This is a genomic window from Phytobacter cepae, from assembly GCF_054165735.1.
Genome location: NZ_CM135107.1, coordinates 1707971 through 1725903, shown reverse-complemented (window position 1 = coordinate 1725903; position 17933 = coordinate 1707971). Strand labels below are relative to the sequence as shown.

Below are 17933 nucleotides of genomic sequence, written 5' to 3'. Positions count from 1 at the left end.
AAATAAACACCGCTTAGTCGGTGTTTTTTTATTGCCAGCATTCACCGTTAAATCTATGTCTCCCGGTCATAATCACGCTATATTCCACGAAGTGAGGCGGAACTTTCTCTGGCGTCATGCCATCGCACATCAGAATGGACCCCGTTGATGTTTACCCGCGACTTTTCAGCTACCCGTAAAATTCTTCTGCTCAGCGTACTGGCGGGGTTGCTCGCTGCTGTCATTGTGGGCGGGATGCAGTTTCTGATCCTGCAAAATAAACATGAAGAGAAAATGGATGCGATGGTGAGCGGTGTCAGGCACTGGCTGGTCGACTACCTCTCCGATATAAAAAACACCGCAGAGTCCCTACAACCGCTCACCCTAAATGCGTGCCGCGATGTCGCCAGCGAACTTACGGCACGCGCCGCCTTTTCATTAAACGTGCGCGCGTTCTTACTGGTAAAAGGTGAAAGGGCGGTGTGTTCATCGGCGACCGGCGCGATGAATGTGCCGATGCGGGATCTGATTCCGGAAATAGATTTAAATAAGAGCAGCGATATGGCGCTGCTGCCGGGTACGCCGATGTTGCCAGACAAACCCTCCGTGGTGATGTGGTTTCGCAGCCCACTGCTTGACGACCGTGGCGTCTTTGCTTCCCTTAATATCAACCTTACCCCGTTTCTCCTCTATACCACGCAGCAACAGGGCCTGAACGGTATCGCATTAGGCATCGGCAACCAGGCAATTACCACCTTTGCGCCAGGCCTCATTGAGCTGCAATCTATCAGCACATCGCCTTTGCGTATCGCTCATGTCGGTAATCTGCCGTTAACGCTCTATCTGTATGATGAAAAATGGAAACCGGAAGACATTCAGTTCGCTACGCTATTCGGCGTTATGGCGGGGATACTCGTCGGAATGCTGACGGCGTGGGCGCTGTTGGTACATATGCGGCCAGGAAAAGAGATTCTGACCGCCATCAAGCGCGATCAATTTTATGTGGTCTATCAACCTGTCGTCGATGCAGCAGATTTACACGTAAGCGGTGCAGAAGTATTAATGCGCTGGAGACACCCCACCGCCGGCGAAATTCCTGCCGATGCTTTTATTCAGTTTGCTGAAGCCCAAAAGCTGATTGTGCCCCTGACGCTGCATCTGTTTAAGATGATTGCTCGTGATGCGCCGATGCTCCAAACTCTGCTCCCGGAAGGCGCGAAACTGGGGATTAATATTGCACCGGGTCATTTGCATGCTAAAAGCTTCAAGGAAGACATCCGCGCCTTCTCGCAAACTCTCCCGCCAGACTATTTTAGCGTGGTACTGGAAATTACCGAGCGGGATATGCTGCGTGAAAGTGAAGCAGCAAACTTGTTTACCTGGCTGCGTGATGAAGGTTATGAAGTGGCGATTGATGATTTTGGTACCGGCCATAGCGCGCTGATTTATCTTGAACGTTTCACGCTGGATTATTTAAAAATCGATCGTGGTTTTGTTAATGCGATCGGTACCGAAACCGTCACTTCGCCGGTGTTGGATGCCGTTTTAACCCTGGCAAAACGGCTTAACATGGTAACGGTGGCCGAAGGAGTCGAAACGCCCGAACAGGCGCGCTGGCTGCGTGAACATGGTGTGCACTACCTTCAGGGGTATTACTTCAGTCGCCCCATGACCCTGGAACAGTTTGTTGCCTGGAAACCAGCCCCCTTCTCTTCGCAGCTTTAATACCTTTATTATTTCACAACGGACCTGCCCTCCCTTATTATTCAATAAGAAGACGATGTCGCGCCCGGCGCGCAGCTGGTAAAGGAACTCACCCATGACGTTTATGCGCGTTGTTATTTCATTTTTAATGCTCGTCAGTCTGGCCTGTCAGGCGCAATCAATTAAAGAAAGTGGTTCCTTTGCGGTGATTGGCGAACCCAAATACGCCGTTAATTTTACCCATTTCGATTATGTGAATCCTGCCGCACCCAAGGGCGGCCATGTCACCCTCTCCAGCATCGGCACCTTTGATAACTTCAACCGCTTTGCCCTGCGAGGTAACGCTGCCGTCCGTACGGAATCATTGTACGACACGCTTTATACGACCTCGGACGATGAGCCCGGCAGCTATTATCCCCTCATCGCTGAAATGGCGCGGTATGCCGACGATTACTCATGGGTGGAGGTGACACTTAATCCAAAAGCCACCTTCCACGACGGCTCACCGATTCGTGCCAGCGATTACGCCTTCACCTTCCATAAGTTTATGACTGAGGGGGTACCGCAATTTCGCTTGATTTACAAAGGCACAACGGTAAAAGCCATCGCCCCTTTAACCGTGCGTATCGCGTTGGCCGAACCGGGTAAAGAGAACATGTTAAGTCTGCTCTCGTTGCCGGTGATGCCTGAGAAATTCTGGAAAGACCATAAGCTCAGCGATCCGCTCGCTAAGCCGCCATTGGGCAGCGGCCCCTATCGCATCAGCGCCTGGCGCATGGGGCAATATGTCACCTATTCGCGGGTAAAAGATTACTGGGGCGCAGCGCTGCCGGTAAACCGTGGACGCTGGAATTTCGATAGTATTCGTTACGACTATTACCTTGACGATAACGTCGCCTTTGAAGCTTTTAAAGCCGGTGCGTTTGATATGCGCGCCGAAGGCAGCGCCAAGAACTGGGCTACCCGTTATATCGGCAATAACTTTGCCAGCGGCTACATCGTCAAAGATGAGCAAAAAAATACCTCCGCGCAGGACACGCGCTGGCTGGCATTTAATATCCAACGCCCCATGTTCAGCGACAGGCGTGTGCGGGAAGCCGTGTCTCTGGCCTTTGATTTCGAATGGATGAATAAGGCGCTGTTTTATAACGCCTATAGCCGTACCACCAGCTATTTTCAGAATACGGAATATGCCGCCCGCAGCTATCCCGATGCCGCCGAGCTTACGCTGCTCGCCCCTATGAAGGCCGACATCCCTCCTGAAGTCTTCACCTCCGTTTATACCCCTCCCGTGTCGAAAGGGGATGGCTATGACCGCGAGAATCTGCTGAAGGCCAGCGACTTACTCACTGAGGCGGGTTGGGTGATGAAGGGCAAAAAACGCGTTAACGCGCAAACCGGCAAGCCTTTTGTTTTCGAAATGCTGCTGCCTTCAGGCGGTAATAATCAGTGGGTGCTGCCGTTCCAGCATAATCTGGCTCGCCTCGGCATCACGATGGAAATTCGCCAGGTGGATAACTCACAGATTACCAACCGCCTGCGCACCCGCGACTATGACATGATGCCGCGCGTCTGGCGGGCAATGCCATGGCCGAGCTCCGATCTGCAAATTTCGTGGAGCTCGCAGTACATCGACTCTACCTACAACTCACCCGGCGTAAAAAACCCGGTTATCGACAAGCTGATAGCACAAATCATCCAGGCGCAGGGCAACAAAGACCAACTGTTGCCGCTGGGACGCGCGCTGGATCGGGTGCTGACCTGGAACTATTACATGCTGCCGATGTGGTTTATGTCCGCTGACCAGATTGCCTATTGGGATAAATTTTCAATGCCGGGCACACGTCCTGTCTATTCACTCGGGTTTGATAACTGGTGGTATGACGTAAACAAAGCGGCAAAACTGCCCGCCGCCAGACGTTAAGGAGAAGGAATGGGCGCCTATCTGATTCGACGCTTATTACTGATAATCCCCACTTTATGGGCGATTATCACCATTAACTTTTTTATTGTGCAAATTGCCCCCGGCGGTCCGGTTGATCAAGCCATCGCCGCTATTGAATTTGGCAACCAGGCCGGATTACCTGGCGCGACCCTTGAAGGTACCAGCGCCACCCATGCGCGCACGGGTGTCGGCAGCGCGGTGAGTAATGACAGCCACTACCGGGGCGGGCGCGGTCTGGATCCCGAAGTCATTGCAGAAATCACCCAACGCTACGGCTTTGATAAACCTCTTCACGAACGCTACTTTAAGATGCTGTGGGATTATGTCCGCTTTGATTTTGGCGACAGTCTGTTCCGCAGCGCGTCGGTGTTGCAGTTAATCAAAGAAAGCATGCCGGTTTCGATTACCCTGGGATTGTGGGGCACGCTGATTATCTATCTGGTCTCCATCCCCCTCGGTATCCGCAAAGCCGTTTATAACGGCAGTCGGTTTGATATCTGGAGCAGCGCCTTCATTATTATCGGCTATGCTATCCCGGCCTTCCTGTTTGCCATCCTGCTGATCGTTTTCTTTGCCGGTGGCAGCTATTACGACCTCTTCCCACTGCGGGGGCTGGTCTCAGCCAACTTCGATACCCTGCCCTGGTATGGCAAAATCACCGACTACTTGTGGCATATCACCCTGCCCGTGCTGGCGACGGTGATTGGCGGTTTTGCGGCCCTGACTATGTTGACCAAAAACTCGTTTATGGATGAAATCCGCAAGCAGTACGTGGTCACCGCCCGGGCAAAAGGCGTGAGCGAAGGCCAGATCATGCGCAAGCATGTGTTCCGCAATGCCATGCTGCTCGTGATCGCCGGTTTTCCTGCCACCTTCATCAGCATGTTCTTTACCGGTTCGCTGCTGATTGAAGTGATTTTCTCTCTCAATGGCCTCGGGCTGCTGGGCTATGAAGCTACCGTCTCAAGGGATTACCCGGTGATGTTTGGCACGCTCTATATTTTCACCCTGATTGGCCTGCTGCTGAATATTCTCAGTGATATCAGCTATACGCTGGTCGATCCGCGCATCGATTTCGAGGGCCGCTGATGTTTCAACTAAGCTACGTCAATCAGACCCGCTGGGCGCGCTTTCGTCACAATCGCCGTGGCTATTGGTCGCTGTGGATTTTTATGCTGCTGTTCGTGCTTAGCCTGTTTGCTGAGCTTATTGCCAACGACAAACCCTTGCTGGTGCGCTATCAGGGTGACTGGTATCTCCCGGTAATTGCGGACTACAGTGAAAGCGAGTTTGGCGGCCCTTTCGCTACGCCTGCGGATTATCAGGATCCCTGGTTACAGCAGCAGATTAACCAGCATGGCTGGATGATCCAGGCACCAATTCGCTTTGGTGCGCGCAGCATTAATTACGCTACCACCCAGCCCTTCCCTTCTCCCCCGTCGGCGCAAAACTGGCTTGGCACTGATGCCAACGGCGGTGATGTGCTGGCGCGTATTCTCTATGGCACACGCATCTCGCTGCTGTTTGGGTTGATGCTCACCGTTTGCTCCTGCGTTATTGGCGTGCTGGCCGGGGCGATTCAGGGCTATTACGGCGGTAAAATTGACCTCTGGGGCCAACGTTTTATCGAGGTATGGTCCGGGATGCCGACGCTCTTCCTGATCATCCTGCTTTCAAGCGTGGTGCAGCCAGGATTCTGGTGGCTGCTGGCGATTACCGTGCTGTTTGGCTGGATGAGTCTGGTGGGTGTGGTACGCGCCGAATTTCTGCGCACGCGTAACTTTGATTACATCCGCGCGGCGCAGGCGCTGGGGGTCAACGACCGCAGCATCATGCTGCGCCATATGCTGCCTAACGCGATGGTCGCCACCCTGACCTTCCTGCCGTTTATTCTGTGTAGCTCTATTTCAACGCTGACGTCGCTCGATTTCCTCGGTTTTGGCCTGCCGCTGGGTTCACCTTCCCTTGGCGAACTGCTGTTGCAGGGGAAAAATAATCTCCAGGCCCCGTGGCTGGGCATTGCGGCATTTCTGTCGGTGGCAGTGCTGCTGTCGTTGCTGATTTTTATTGGTGAAGCCGTGCGCGACGCCTTTGATCCCAATAAGGCGGTTTGAGATGACAACTCCTCTGTTACGCATTGATTCGCTCTCCATCGCGTTCCGCCAACAAGAGAGCTTACGCAACGTCGTAAGCGACCTCTCCCTTAAGGTCGAGGCCGGTGAAACCCTGGCGCTGGTAGGCGAATCCGGGTCGGGCAAAAGCGTGAGCGCACTGTCGATTCTGCGGCTTCTGCCCTCGCCGCCGGTGGTTTACCCGCAGGGCGACATTTTCTTTCGTGGCGAAAGTCTGCTCCATGCCAGCGAGAAGACATTGCGCCAGGTGCGCGGCAACAAGATTGCGATGATTTTTCAGGAACCGATGGTCTCACTGAACCCGCTGCACAGCGTGGAGAAACAGCTTTACGAAGTGCTCTCCCTGCACCGGGGAATGCGGCGGGAAGCCGCGCGCGCAGAGATCCTTACCTGTCTGGACCGGGTCGGTATTCGCAACGCACGCCAGCGACTCGGCGACTTCCCGCATCAGCTTTCCGGCGGTGAACGTCAGCGCGTGATGATCGCCATGGCCCTGCTGACAAAGCCCGAATTGCTGATTGCCGATGAGCCCACGACAGCGCTGGACGTCACCGTACAGGCGCAGATCCTTGCCCTGCTGCACGAACTACGCCAGGAACTCAATATGGGCTTGCTGTTCATTACCCATAACCTCGGCATCGTCAGAAAACTGGCAGATAACGTTGCGGTGATGCAAAACGGCAAGTGCGTCGAACAGAATCGCACTGATGCCCTTTTTACAGCGCCTGCCCACCCCTATACGCAGCGGCTGATTAATAGCGAACCGGCGGGGGACCCTGTTCCCCTGACGCCGGGCGCTGCCCCTCTGCTCCAGGTAGAAAATCTGGCTGTCCGCTTCCCCATCCGCAAAGGGATTTTAAAGCGTGTTGTCGGTCATAATGAGGTGGTCAAAGCGGTGAGTTTTGCTCTGCGTCCCGGTGAAACACTGGGGCTGGTGGGTGAGTCCGGGTCAGGAAAAAGCACCACCGGGCTGGCACTGCTGCGGTTGATCGCATCTCAGGGGAAAATTCATTTCGACGGGCAGCCTATAGACCGGTGGAATCGCAAGCAGATGCTGCCCGTCCGCCACCGGATTCAGGTGGTGTTTCAGGACCCTAACTCATCGCTAAACCCCCGTCTGAACGTGCAGCAGATCATTGAAGAAGGTCTTCTGGTGCATCAGCCTGAGCTTACGTCAGCCGCACGGGAACAAGAGGTGATCCGGGTGATGGAAGAAGTGGGTCTGGATCCTGAAACACGTCGCCGTTTTCCCGGTGAGTTTTCCGGCGGCCAACGCCAGCGCATTGCGATTGCCCGTGCGCTGATTTTAAAACCTGCGCTCATCATTCTCGATGAGCCGACCTCATCACTCGATCGCACCGTGCAGGCGCAAATTCTGACCCTGCTGAAGGACCTTCAGCAAACGCACCGGCTGGCCTATATCTTCATCAGTCATGACTTGCAGGTCGTGCGGGCGCTATGCCACCAGGTGATTGTGTTAAGACAAGGGGAAGTCGTCGAGCAGGGAGAGTGTCAGCAGGTGTTTAATCACCCACAGCAGGCCTACACGCGCCAGCTGTTGGCACTACGCTGACGCTCAGAAAGGGTTCTGGCCCGTGAAGGGTTCAGCGATGGCCACGCCGAAATTTTTCAGACGGCAGGTGGCCGCCAGCTCATCCTGACAGTTGACGAACAGGCAGGGCTCGCCTTCGCACTCAACGACGGAGCAGTCCACTTCGATATCACTTAACGCCTGGCTAAGTTTATGCATAACCGGCCAGGCTTTATCACCGTCCGGACTCAACAACTTCAGTGCCACAAGGCTGTCTTGCGCATCGTCATGATTTTGCGGAATCGGTTCAACTTTGGCACCTGCAAAACCGTCCAGCCAGCGATAGCTCTGGGGGAGACGGTGGATGATGGAGAGCTGTAATGTATTCACTTTCATTCCCCGGAAGTAAAGTTTACTTCACAAATATTTTACAATCAGATTAACACATTATTGACAAATCGTCTTGTCACTCACATTGAAAAGGTGAAAAGCGTTATGCCATGCGGGTTAGCGGTTCATTTATCAGGGTTTTATGGATGAACCCAAGCCTCTTTTTCGGCTATATGTACCCGTTTATGAGATCTAACTCAACCTTTTTCACTACAATGATGTGACTTTTTACATTATTTGATTTTACATAAAAGAAACAAACATGTCTGAAGGTATGTCTGTCCTGATTGATGTGTATCAAAAAAGGGAGCATTTTTGCTCCCTAAAGTTGATAACTGTGGTGAAAAATCAGACCGTTTTTTTACCGCGGCTGGCGTAGAGGTAAAAGAGGATAGAACTGGTTGCGCAGAACATCATCGACCAGATCATGGGCCAGGCGGAGTTAAAGGTCGACAGCGACAGCAGCGCCCCGACTATCGCGCCAATGCCAAAGCGGAACGTGCCTGCCAGCGAAGATGCCGTCCCGGCCATATGCGGAAACTCATCGAGAATGACCGCCATGGCGTTGGAGGAAACCAGCGAAACGCAGCCAATAAAGGCAGCCACCCCGACCACCAGCGACCAGAAACCGGCACCCAGTAACGCCGTCACCACCATCCAGAGCGCCATCGTAAACTGGATCCACAACCCACCACGGAACATTTTCAGCGCGCCCACGCGACGGACGAAGCGTCCATTGATGATGGTCATCAGGAACAGAAACACAATGTTTAACGCAAAGTAATAGCCAAAATCCTGAGGTGAAACATGGTTCACTTCAATGTAGACAAACGGCCCGGCACTGAGAAATGAGAACATCCCGGCGAAGCTGAAACCACTTGCCAGCATGTAGCTGAGCACGCGTTTATGGCGAAACAGTGAGGCAAAGTTACCCACCGTGGTGCGCAGATGGAAAGGTTGACGGCGCTCAGGCGGCAGGGTTTCACGAATGAAAAAGGCAATCATGGCCGAGGCCAACAGCGCAGCAATCGCCAGTATCCAGAAAATAGCGTGCCAGCTAAACCAAATCATCACCGCCCCGCCCACCATCGGCGCCAGCAAGGGCGCAATGGTGGTCACCAGCATGACGAAGGACATCATGCGGGAAAACTCTTCTCGCGGGTAGAGATCACGCATCAGCGCATTAATCACCACGCTTGCCGCAGCGGCCGAAAGGCCATGGAAAAAGCGTAGAGTAATGAGCTGATCGATGGTTTGCGCCAGCGCGCAGGCTACGGCCGCGGCGGCAAAAATCAATGTGCCGCCAAGAATGACCGGCTTACGGCCAATGCTGTCCGCCATCGGCCCATAAATCAGTTGTCCTAACGCAAAGCCCAGAATATAGGTACTCAGGGTCATTTGCGCACTGCCAGCAGGTACGCCGAACTGCCCGGCAATCACCGGCAGTGCTGGCAGATACATATCAATCGATAACGGCATCAGCATGGCCAACAGGCCAAGGATAAAAACAATACTCAGTGATGAGTGTGGCCTGTTGGTCACGACAAACTCCCGTTTCAGTGCGCCGGTAACCCAACGCTGGCAATCTCTTCTTCCGTCAGTGGGCGGTACTCTCCCTCCGCCATATCGTCATCCAGAGCGATGGCGCCAATGCGCTCACGATGTAGCCCCACCACGTGGTTGCCCACCGCCGCAAACATGCGTTTTACCTGATGGTAACGACCTTCGCTGATGGTCAGCCGCACCTGAGTCGGGGTAATGACCTCCATTTGCGCAGGGCGAGTCAGCTCTTTTTCATTATGTAGTTGTACGCCTTTGGCAAACTGCGCGGCGGTGTCGTCCGAGACCGGCGACTCCAGCTCAACCAGATAGGTCTTTTCACAATGATGGCGCGGAGAGGTGATACGGTGCGACCACTGCCCGTCGTCGGTCATCAGTACCAGACCGGTGGTGTCGATATCCAGACGCCCTGCGGCGTGCAATTTGTGCGCAACGGGCTCATCGAGAAAGTAGAGCACGGTTGGATGATCGGGATCGTCGGTTGAGCAAACATAGCCCTGCGGTTTATTCAGCATGAAATAGCGAGGGCCGGTCTGCTGCGCCAGCGCATTGCCTTCATACTCTACCTCGTGTTCCGGGAGCAGTTTGAACGCAGCATCTCTTACAATTTCGCCGTCTACGGTAATGTGGCTGGCGCGGATTTGACGCCCGGCAATAGCACGGCTTACGCCGAGTTGCTGAGCGATAAACTTATCAAGTCGCATGAAGTTGTTTTGCCTGTATGGTGCTGGAAGCAGGACTTTCGTCCTTAAGAAGACTCAGGTGATTTACGCCTGTCAGTATAGCGGTCATTCTACACCGCTCAAGGGAAAGATTCGTGGCATACTTGTGACATGATGTTGTCACGCCATGAAGAACATGACTTTTACTTTACGTCCCTATCAACGCGAAGCCGTAGACGCCACCCTCGCCCACTTCCGTCACCACGATGAACCGGCAGTGATTGTCCTGCCTACCGGTGCGGGCAAAAGCCTGGTGATTGCCGAGCTGGCAAGAGTCGCGCGCGGGCGTGTGCTGGTGCTCGCGCACGTCAAAGAGCTGGTCGCGCAAAACCACGCGAAATATCTCGCCCTCGGTCTGGAGGCGGATATTTACGCCGCCGGCCTGAAGAGTAAACAGAGTGAAGGGAAAGTGGTGTTCGGCAGCGTGCAGTCGGTCGCCCGTAATCTCGAACATTTCCAGGGGGAGTTTTCCCTGCTGATTGTTGATGAGTGCCACCGCATCAGCGACGATGACGAAAGCCAGTATCAACAAATATTGCAGCACCTGCGTAAAGTGAATCCCCGCGTCCGGCTGCTTGGCCTGACCGCGACGCCTTTTCGCCTGGGTAAAGGATGGATTTATCGCTTTCATTATCACGGCATGGTGCGAGGCGATGAAAAGGCGCTGTTCCGCGACTGCATCTATGAACTGCCGCTACGCTACATGATTAAACATGGCTACCTGACGCCGCCGGAGCGGCTGGATATGCCCGTGGTGCAGTACGATTTCAGCCGCCTGCAGGCGCAGAGCAACGGATTATTCAGCGAGGCTGACCTTAATCGCGAACTGAAAAAACAGCAGCGCGTCACCCCGCACATCATCAGCCAGATAGTGGAATTTGCACAGTCTCGCAAAGGGGTGATGATTTTTGCCTCAACCGTTGAACACGCCCGCGAAATCACCGGGCTGTTACCTGCCGATGAGGCTGCGCTTATCACCGGCGAAACGCCTGGCCCGCAGCGTGACGCGCTGATCGACGCCTTTAAAGCCCAACAGTTTCGCTTTCTGGTCAACGTTTCGGTACTGACCACCGGGTTCGATGCCCCGCATGTCGACCTGATTGCCATTTTGCGTCCGACCGAGTCGGTCAGCTTGTATCAGCAAATCGTCGGTCGCGGCCTGCGTCTGGCGCCGGGAAAAACAGACTGTCTGATTCTGGATTATGCCGGAAATCCGCACGATCTTTACGCACCTGAAGTCGGCTCGCCAAAAGGCATAAGTGATAACGTGCCGGTGCAGGTCTTTTGCCCTGCCTGCGGCTTTGCCAATACCTTCTGGGGTAAACTCACCAGCGACGGCAAGCTGATAGAGCACTTTGGCCGCCGCTGTCAGGGATGGTTTGAAGATGACGAAGGCCTTCGCGAGCAGTGTGATTACCGCTTTCGCTTTAAAAACTGTCCGCAGTGTAATGCAGAAAACGATATTGCCGCCCGCCGTTGTCGCACCTGCGACGCCATTCTGGTCGATCCCGATGACATGCTGAAAGCCGCGCTGAAACTCAAAGATGCGCTGGTGCTGCGCTGTAGCGGAATGGATTTACAGCAGGGGGCGGATGACAAAGGCGAATGGCTGAAAATCACCTATTACGATGAGGACGGGGCCGATGTCAGCGAACGTTACCGTCTGCAAACGCCCACGCAGCGCACCGCTTTCGAACAACTTTTTATGCGCCCCCACGCCCGCACGCCCGGTGTCCCGCTACGCTGGATAACGCCCGCCGATATCATTGCCCAACAGGTACTGCTCCGGCACCCCGATTTTGTGGTCGCACGTAAAAAAGGCCAGTACTGGCAGGTGCGCGAAAAAGTGTTCGATTATGAGGGGCGCTTTCGCCGCGCCAACGAGTTACGCGGTTAACTTACGCCCGTGTGACTTGTCACAGAGGGGGGATGCGGGTATAATCCGCCCGCTTTTGCATCCGCAGAGCAGATAATCTGCCTGTTGCTGGGTCGCCTGCAGCAGGAACTATAGAAGAGAGTTTTCAATGTTTACTATTAACGCAGAAGTACGTAAAGAGCAGGGTAAGGGTGCGAGCCGCCGCCTGCGCGCAGCGAACAAATTCCCGGCTATCGTTTACGGTGGTGAAGAAGCGCCGTTCGCTGTTGAACTGGATCACGACAAAGTATGGAACCAGCAGACTAAAGAAGGTTTCTACACTGAAGTTCTGACCCTGGCCGTTGACGGCAAAGAAGTAAAAGTGAAAGTTCAGGCTGTTCAGCGTCACCCGTTCAAGCCAAAACTGACTCACATCGACTTCGTTCGCGCTTAATCGCCGACATCGTCGAAAAAAAACCCCGCAGTGCGGGGTTTTTTTATGGGCAAATTACTTACCGCTCGTCCTGCGCTGCAGCTGATCGCGAAGGTTTGGCGGCGTGCCTTTAATGGTCAGGGTATCCGTTGCCGGGTCCCAGAAAATACGTTCGCCCAGCAGCATCGCATCGAAGTTAATGGTCAGGCCGCCGCCGCTGCCGGCATATTTGGTTAACTGGCGCAGGGTGCTACGATCCGCCGGGAAACTCTCCTCCAGCTCGTAACCTTTCTCTGCGGTAAAGTCCTGGAAGCTGACTTCACTCACCCCCGCCAACTCTTTTGACAGGGATTCCAGTTCAATCTCTTCGCCCGCCTGCAACTGCTCATTGCAATAGGTGTAGACCTGCTTACGCACTTCCTGGCGTTCAGACTTATCAAGCTGAGCTTCAGCGGTAAAATCGTCCACGGCCTGCAGCAAGCCACGGTTCTGCGCTTTGGCGTTCAGCCCTTCGGTGGCCCCTAAGAAGTCCATGAAGAAATCAGCCACTTTGCGCCCTACCCGCCCTTTCAGGAAGGTCAGGTAACGGGTCGATTCCGGGTTGGTTTCCCACTCCGTTAAATCAATGCGCGCCACGATATCCGCGTGATTAATATCCAGATAGTGCGTCGCGCTGATATCCAGCTGTTCGTTGACGCGCATGCTGCTGAGGTTGTTCAGCACCGATACCAGCAGATACTCCACCGCCAGGTAGCGATAGTGGCAAAACAGCACGATCCCGCCGTCAGCAAACGGATATTTTGCCAGTTCATCACGTAAACGCCCGGTCGCCGCGCGGCTGAAGGCCAGAAAATCGTCTTCACCCTGGCGCTGCTGTCGAAGAGATTGCGCCAATTCGCTCTCTTCATTAAACATGCCATAGGCTTTATTTTTTGCGCTGTAAACCCGATGTAACTCGGCGACCATCTCCTCTACGGGGGCCGTCGGTTCCAGCAAAGAATCCCGCAGCACCAGCTCAAGATTCTGCTCGTCGCGCTTGATAAGCTGATGCAGGGCAATCTGGTTGATGTCCAGACTCATGATAAACTCTCCTTTATGACCGGGCGGTATTCAACCATCACCCAGGCGACTGTGCAACAGCTGATAAAAAAGCAGAAAAAAAGCTCTTGCTACGGTAATATGTTGGACTTTATGAATAAACAGATTTCGATTTATGCCACAAATTTCCCGTTATAGTGATGAACACGTAGAACAACTGCTGAGTGAGTTGGCCAACGTGCTGGAACAACACAAGACGCCAACCGACCTTTCCCTGATGGTACTGGGAAACATGGTGACGAACTTGATTAACACCAGCGTCGCGCCAGCCCAACGCCAGGCTATCGCAAAGTCCTTTGCTCAGGCTCTGCAATCGTCCGTTAACGACGATAAAGCGCACTAAGGTAAACAGCGACATTTATGGTGACACATCGTCAGCCCTACCGTGAAAAAGTCTCCCAGATGGTTAGCTGGGGGCACTGGTTCGCCCTGTTCAATATTTTGTTGTCCATGGTGCTTGGTAGCCGCTATCTGTTTGTCGCCGACTGGCCGACAACTCTCGCCGGACGCGTTTACTCGTACCTGAGCGTTGTCGGGCATTTCAGCTTTTTGGTGTTTGCCACCTACTTGCTGATTTTGTTCCCCCTCACCTTTGTTGTGATTTCCCAGCGTCTGATGCGTGCCCTGTCTGCCATTCTGGCAACCATCGGCATGACGCTTTTACTCATAGACAGTGAAGTCTTTACCCGCTTCCACCTTCATCTCAATCCGATTGTCTGGGAACTGGTGATTAACCCAGACCAGAATGAAATGGCGCGAGACTGGCAACTGATGTTTATCAGCGTGCCGGTTATTCTGCTCATCGAGATGTTGTTTGCCACATGGAGCTGGCAAAAGCTGCGCAGTCTCACCCGCCGTCGCCACTATGCGAAACCGGTGGCCAGCTTCTTCTTTGTGGCGTTTGTCGCCACGCACGTGATGTACATCTGGGCAGACGCCAATTTTTATCGCCCTATCACCATGCAACGTGCCAACCTGCCGCTCTCGTATCCGATGACGGCACGACGTTTTCTTGAGAAACATGGGCTGCTGGATGCGCAGGATTATCAGCGTCGCCTTGTCGAGCAAGGCAACCCGGAGGCCGTTTCAGTCCAGTATCCTTTAAGCGATTTGCGCTATGTGGATATGGGGCCAGGCCAAAACGTTCTGTTGATAACCGTCGATGGTCTCAACTACTCGCGCTATGAAAAACAGATGCCGCAATTAGCCGCTTTCGCAGGGCAGAACGTCAACTTTACGCAGCATATGAGTTCCGGGAATACCGCCGATAACGGCTTCTTTGGTCTGTTCTATGGGATCTCCCCAAGCTATATGGATGGGGTACTCTCAGCCCGGATACCGGCTGCACTGATTACTGCGCTTAACCAGCAAGGCTATCAGCTTGGCTTGTTCTCGTCAGACGGCTTTAGCAGTGCGCTATATCGGCAGGCACTGCTGTCCGATTTCTCTCTGCAGTCCCCGAAAGCCCAGACCGATGCCCAGACGACCGATCAGTGGATAGACTGGCTGGGTCGCTATGCGCAGGATGAAACACGGTGGTTCTCCTGGGTTGCGCTGAACGGTACCGGCTCGCAGGATACGAATCAGCAGAATTTTGCCCGTCGCTACAGCCGCGCGGTGAGCGATGTTGATGCCCAGATTGGTCGCCTGCTCACGACGTTACGCGAATCTGGAAAACTGGATAACACGGTGGTCATCATTACCGCCGGGCATGGTATGCCTGCGGAAAAAGCGAAAAACGATTTTGCCTGGTCCCGTGAAAATCTGCAGGTGCCGTTAGTGATTCACTGGCCGGGTACGCCTGCCCAACGCATCACTAAGCTGACCGATCATAAAGATATCATGACCACGCTGATGCAGCGTCTGCTGCATGTGAGCACGCCAGCCAACGAATATTCGCAGGGGCAGGATCTGTTCAATGCCACGCGTCGGCACAACTGGGTGACGGCGGCCAGCAGCAGTGCCCTGGCCATCACCACGCCGCAGATGACGCTGTTGCTCAACCAGAACGGCAATTACCGTACCTGGAATGTGCAGGGTGAGAAGATTGAAGATCAGAAACCGCAGCTGAGTTTGCTGTTGCAGGTTCTGACCGATGAAAAACGATTTATCGCTAACTGATTGATTAATTATGAATCAGTCAGTCATCTGTGACTTGCAATCAGCGGTGAAAAGGGTAGTATTACCGCCACAGATCGGCACGTAGCGCAGCCTGGTAGCGCACCGTCATGGGGTGTCGGGGGTCGGAGGTTCAAATCCTCTCGTGCCGACCAAAAATCCCTGAAAAAACCAACCTTCGCGGTTGGTTTTTTTATGTCTGCAATTTGCCTGTCTGCCTCTTACCCTCACCCCTTCTCATGATGTTTTCACTAATGTGTGCCAGGCGGCATTCTTTGACAGATAAAATGACCTAAGCTCGTTGGCAATTGGGAGTGGTTCAGCAGACAACCGTTACAGGCGGGGGATTCGATGAAAAATGTCATCATAAGCATGATTGCCAAAATTTCTAAAATGGATGCTGAAGCAAAACAGCTGACGGCACGGGTTGAAGCACAGTCGTTGTTGCTCAGTGCACTGATGCTGACCATCGGGAAAAACGGCGGCGTTCACGAAATTATCGAAAACGTAAAAAAAGCCATTAACACGGCCATTGATACCGCTGACAGCCCGCTAAAATCCGATGCAGAAATGCTGCTTACTGAATTCACTGAACTGCTCTCCGTCACACAATTACTCGACGATGCTGAGACAAAAATCGATTATCAATCCCTGAATGCGTTGCTATCCAACAACGATGGAGATTCCCCTGCTTAAGCCAGGGGACGCAGAGGCGTCTGGCTTCCCGTTAAAACAAAAAACCTGCCGAAGCAGGTTTTAATAGTTACAGCGCGATATCAGACACCGGCTCGTTATCCGCGGGGAGCGGATGCAACGGTTTACGCACCGGCGGTGTCGCATCGGCGATCAGGGATTCGTCGCACTTCAGCCCTAACACACGACTGGTATACTGCGACTCTTCGTTCGCCGCGTCAGTATTGCCATCCAGCTGCACGCCGAGGAAAGGAATGATCCTTTTGAGCGTAGCCTGCCACTCGGGCGAAGCCACCTTTTCCGGGAACACTTTTTCCATCAGCTCCAGCATGATCGGTGCCGCGGTGGAAGCACCCGGCGACGCACCCAACAGAGCGGCGATGGTGCCCTCTTTGTCGCTCACCACCTCAGTACCGAGACGCAGCACACCACGCTGTTTCCCGTTACGTTTGATTATCTGCACACGCTGCCCGGCCTGCCATAAACGCCAGTCTTCCTTCTTAGCAAGCGGATAGTATTCACAGAGCGCATCAAAACGATCGTCATCATTCTGCAGAACCTGACCGACCAGATATTTCACCAGACCGAAGTTGGAGAGCCCGACATTCACCATCGGCAGGAAGTTAGCGCTATTGGTTGAACCCAGTAAATCCCACAACGAGCCATTTTTCAAAAAGCGCGTCGAGAACGTAGCAAAGGGCCCGAACAGCACCACACGCTTGCCGTCGATAATACGCGTATCGATATGTGGCACGGACATCGGGGGAGCACCCACGGAGGCCTGACCATAGACTTTCGCCAGATGGTGATTAACCACATCCGGGTTTTCCGAGACCAGGAACTGACCGCCGACCGGGAAGCCTGCGTAATCCGCCGCTTCAGGAATTCCTGACTCCTGCAGCAGTTTAAGCGCCGCGCCGCCAGCACCGATGAAGATAAACTTCGTCCTCACGACCTGCTCTTCGCCGCGGGTTTTATTGGCGATAGTCACATTCCAGGTGTTGTCGGCATTGCGTTTGATACCACGTACTTCACTGCCCAGTTTTAAAGAGAAGTTCTCTTTTTTCTGCAGAGAGGTGATCAGCTGGCGAGTGATCTCACCAAAATTGACGTCGGTACCGATTTCGGTGCGTGTGGCCGCCACCTTCTGCTGCGGATCGCGTCCGTCCATCACCAGCGGTGCCCACTGCCGGATTTGGTCGTGGTTCTCGGAATAGCGCATCCCGCGGAATAATGAACTCTGCTGCAACGCCTTATAACGTGCGCGCAGGAAGTTTACGTTTTCATCGCCCCATACCAGACTCATGTGCGGCACGGTATTGATGAATGAGCGTGGCTCGCTCAGCACACCGGTTTCTACCTGATGCGCCCAGAACTGACGAGAGATGCGGAACGCTTCGTTAATCTCAATCGCCTTTTTGATACTGATGGAACCATCCTGGTTTTGCGGGGTGTAGTTCAGTTCCATTAACGCAGCGTGCCCCGTACCGGCATTGTTCCAGCCGTTAGAGCTTTCTTCCGCCAGGGCATCCAGCCGCTCGACCATGGTGATTGTCCAGTTGGGCTCCAGTTCCTGGAGGTAGGTCCCCAACGTGGCACTCATGATCCCACCACCGATTAAAAGCACATCTGTTTCCTGCTCTTTCGACGCGTTAGCTTTTGCCGCCGCTGAGACAGCATTAAGCCCGACAGCCATCGAAAACAGCTTGGCAGTCATTCTTTTCATAATGTTAATGCCTTACTTTTAGTGCTGCTTTATTAGCATTTATCGCG

Annotated in this window: 15 protein-coding genes and 1 tRNA gene; 11 read left to right on the top strand and 5 right to left on the bottom strand. The window is 53.7% G+C overall.

Features of this window, described 5'->3' with window-relative positions; translation table 11 throughout:
- Nucleotides 1-147: 147 nt before the first annotated feature.
- From pdeN to yejF, 5 genes are all read left to right on the top strand, one after another.
- A complete protein-coding gene (pdeN, locus tag ACUY4Q_RS07975; protein ID WP_458046510.1) occupies nt 148-1704 on the top strand; it encodes a cyclic di-3',5'-guanosine monophosphate phosphodiesterase PdeN in 1557 nt (518 codons plus the stop codon).
- A 103-nt stretch (nt 1705-1807) separates the two neighbouring features.
- Nucleotides 1808-3607 (top strand): extracellular solute-binding protein, encoded by a 1800-nt coding sequence (locus tag ACUY4Q_RS07970; protein ID WP_458047286.1) that lies wholly within the window; start codon nt 1808-1810, stop codon nt 3605-3607.
- Between the two features lie 9 nt (nt 3608-3616).
- On the top strand, nt 3617-4717 hold the full coding sequence (locus ACUY4Q_RS07965; protein ID WP_458046509.1) for a microcin C ABC transporter permease YejB: 1101 nt from the start codon (nt 3617-3619) through the stop codon (nt 4715-4717).
- Nucleotides 4717-5742, top strand: a complete 1026-nt coding sequence (locus ACUY4Q_RS07960) for a microcin C ABC transporter permease (RefSeq protein ID WP_458046508.1) — start codon at nt 4717-4719, stop codon at nt 5740-5742. The genes ACUY4Q_RS07965 and ACUY4Q_RS07960 overlap by 1 nt, the downstream gene beginning before the upstream one ends.
- 1 nt (nt 5743) lies before the next feature.
- Nucleotides 5744-7333, top strand: a complete 1590-nt coding sequence (gene yejF, locus ACUY4Q_RS07955) for a microcin C ABC transporter ATP-binding protein YejF (RefSeq protein WP_458046507.1) — start codon at nt 5744-5746, stop codon at nt 7331-7333.
- 3 nt (nt 7334-7336) lie between these two features.
- Here the strand turns inward: yejF and ACUY4Q_RS07950 are convergent, their stop codons facing one another.
- The 3 genes from ACUY4Q_RS07950 to rsuA form a co-directional block, all read right to left on the bottom strand.
- Nucleotides 7337-7681, bottom strand: coding sequence for a YejG family protein (locus ACUY4Q_RS07950; RefSeq protein ID WP_458046506.1), 345 nt, complete (start codon nt 7679-7681; stop codon nt 7337-7339).
- 348 nt (nt 7682-8029) lie between these two features.
- Entirely contained in the window at nt 8030-9223 is a 1194-nt protein-coding gene (locus ACUY4Q_RS07945) for a Bcr/CflA family multidrug efflux MFS transporter (protein WP_458046505.1), read from the bottom strand.
- A 14-nt stretch (nt 9224-9237) separates the two neighbouring features.
- A complete protein-coding gene (gene rsuA / locus ACUY4Q_RS07940; protein WP_458046504.1) occupies nt 9238-9945 on the bottom strand; it encodes a 16S rRNA pseudouridine(516) synthase RsuA in 708 nt (235 codons plus the stop codon).
- Between the two features lie 154 nt (nt 9946-10099).
- Here rsuA and radD point away from each other — a divergent pair, with 154 nt between their 5' ends.
- Nucleotides 10100-11860: a DNA repair helicase RadD gene (radD, locus tag ACUY4Q_RS07935; RefSeq protein WP_458046503.1), complete on the top strand. Its 1761-nt coding sequence runs from the start codon at nt 10100-10102 to the stop codon at nt 11858-11860.
- Between the two features lie 127 nt (nt 11861-11987).
- Complete coding sequence (gene rplY / locus ACUY4Q_RS07930) at nt 11988-12272, top strand: 50S ribosomal protein L25 (protein WP_458046502.1); 285 nt, start codon at nt 11988-11990, stop codon at nt 12270-12272.
- 54 nt (nt 12273-12326) lie between these two features.
- Here the strand turns inward: rplY and yejK are convergent, their stop codons facing one another.
- On the bottom strand, nt 12327-13331 hold the full coding sequence (yejK, locus tag ACUY4Q_RS07925) for a nucleoid-associated protein YejK (protein WP_458046501.1): 1005 nt from the start codon (nt 13329-13331) through the stop codon (nt 12327-12329).
- Nucleotides 13332-13464: 133 nt separating this feature from the next.
- Here yejK and ACUY4Q_RS07920 point away from each other — a divergent pair, with 133 nt between their 5' ends.
- The 4 genes from ACUY4Q_RS07920 (at nt 13465) to iraP (ending at nt 16163) form a co-directional block, all read left to right on the top strand.
- The gene (locus ACUY4Q_RS07920; protein WP_458046500.1) at nt 13465-13692 is read left to right on the top strand and encodes a YejL family protein; all 228 of its coding nucleotides are present in this window, start codon (nt 13465-13467) and stop codon (nt 13690-13692) included.
- Nucleotides 13693-13709: 17 nt separating this feature from the next.
- Entirely contained in the window at nt 13710-15470 is a 1761-nt protein-coding gene (yejM, locus tag ACUY4Q_RS07915) for an LPS biosynthesis-modulating metalloenzyme YejM (RefSeq protein WP_458046499.1), read from the top strand.
- A 75-nt stretch (nt 15471-15545) separates the two neighbouring features.
- Nucleotides 15546-15622, top strand: a tRNA-Pro gene (locus ACUY4Q_RS07910).
- A gap of 196 nt (nt 15623-15818) precedes the next feature.
- Entirely contained in the window at nt 15819-16163 is a 345-nt protein-coding gene (gene iraP, locus ACUY4Q_RS07905; RefSeq protein WP_458046498.1) for an anti-adapter protein IraP, read from the top strand.
- Between the two features lie 67 nt (nt 16164-16230).
- Here iraP and mqo read toward each other — a convergent pair whose 3' ends face one another.
- Complete coding sequence (gene mqo, locus ACUY4Q_RS07900) at nt 16231-17886, bottom strand: malate dehydrogenase (quinone) (protein WP_458046497.1); 1656 nt, start codon at nt 17884-17886, stop codon at nt 16231-16233.
- Nucleotides 17887-17933: the final 47 nt, after the last annotated feature.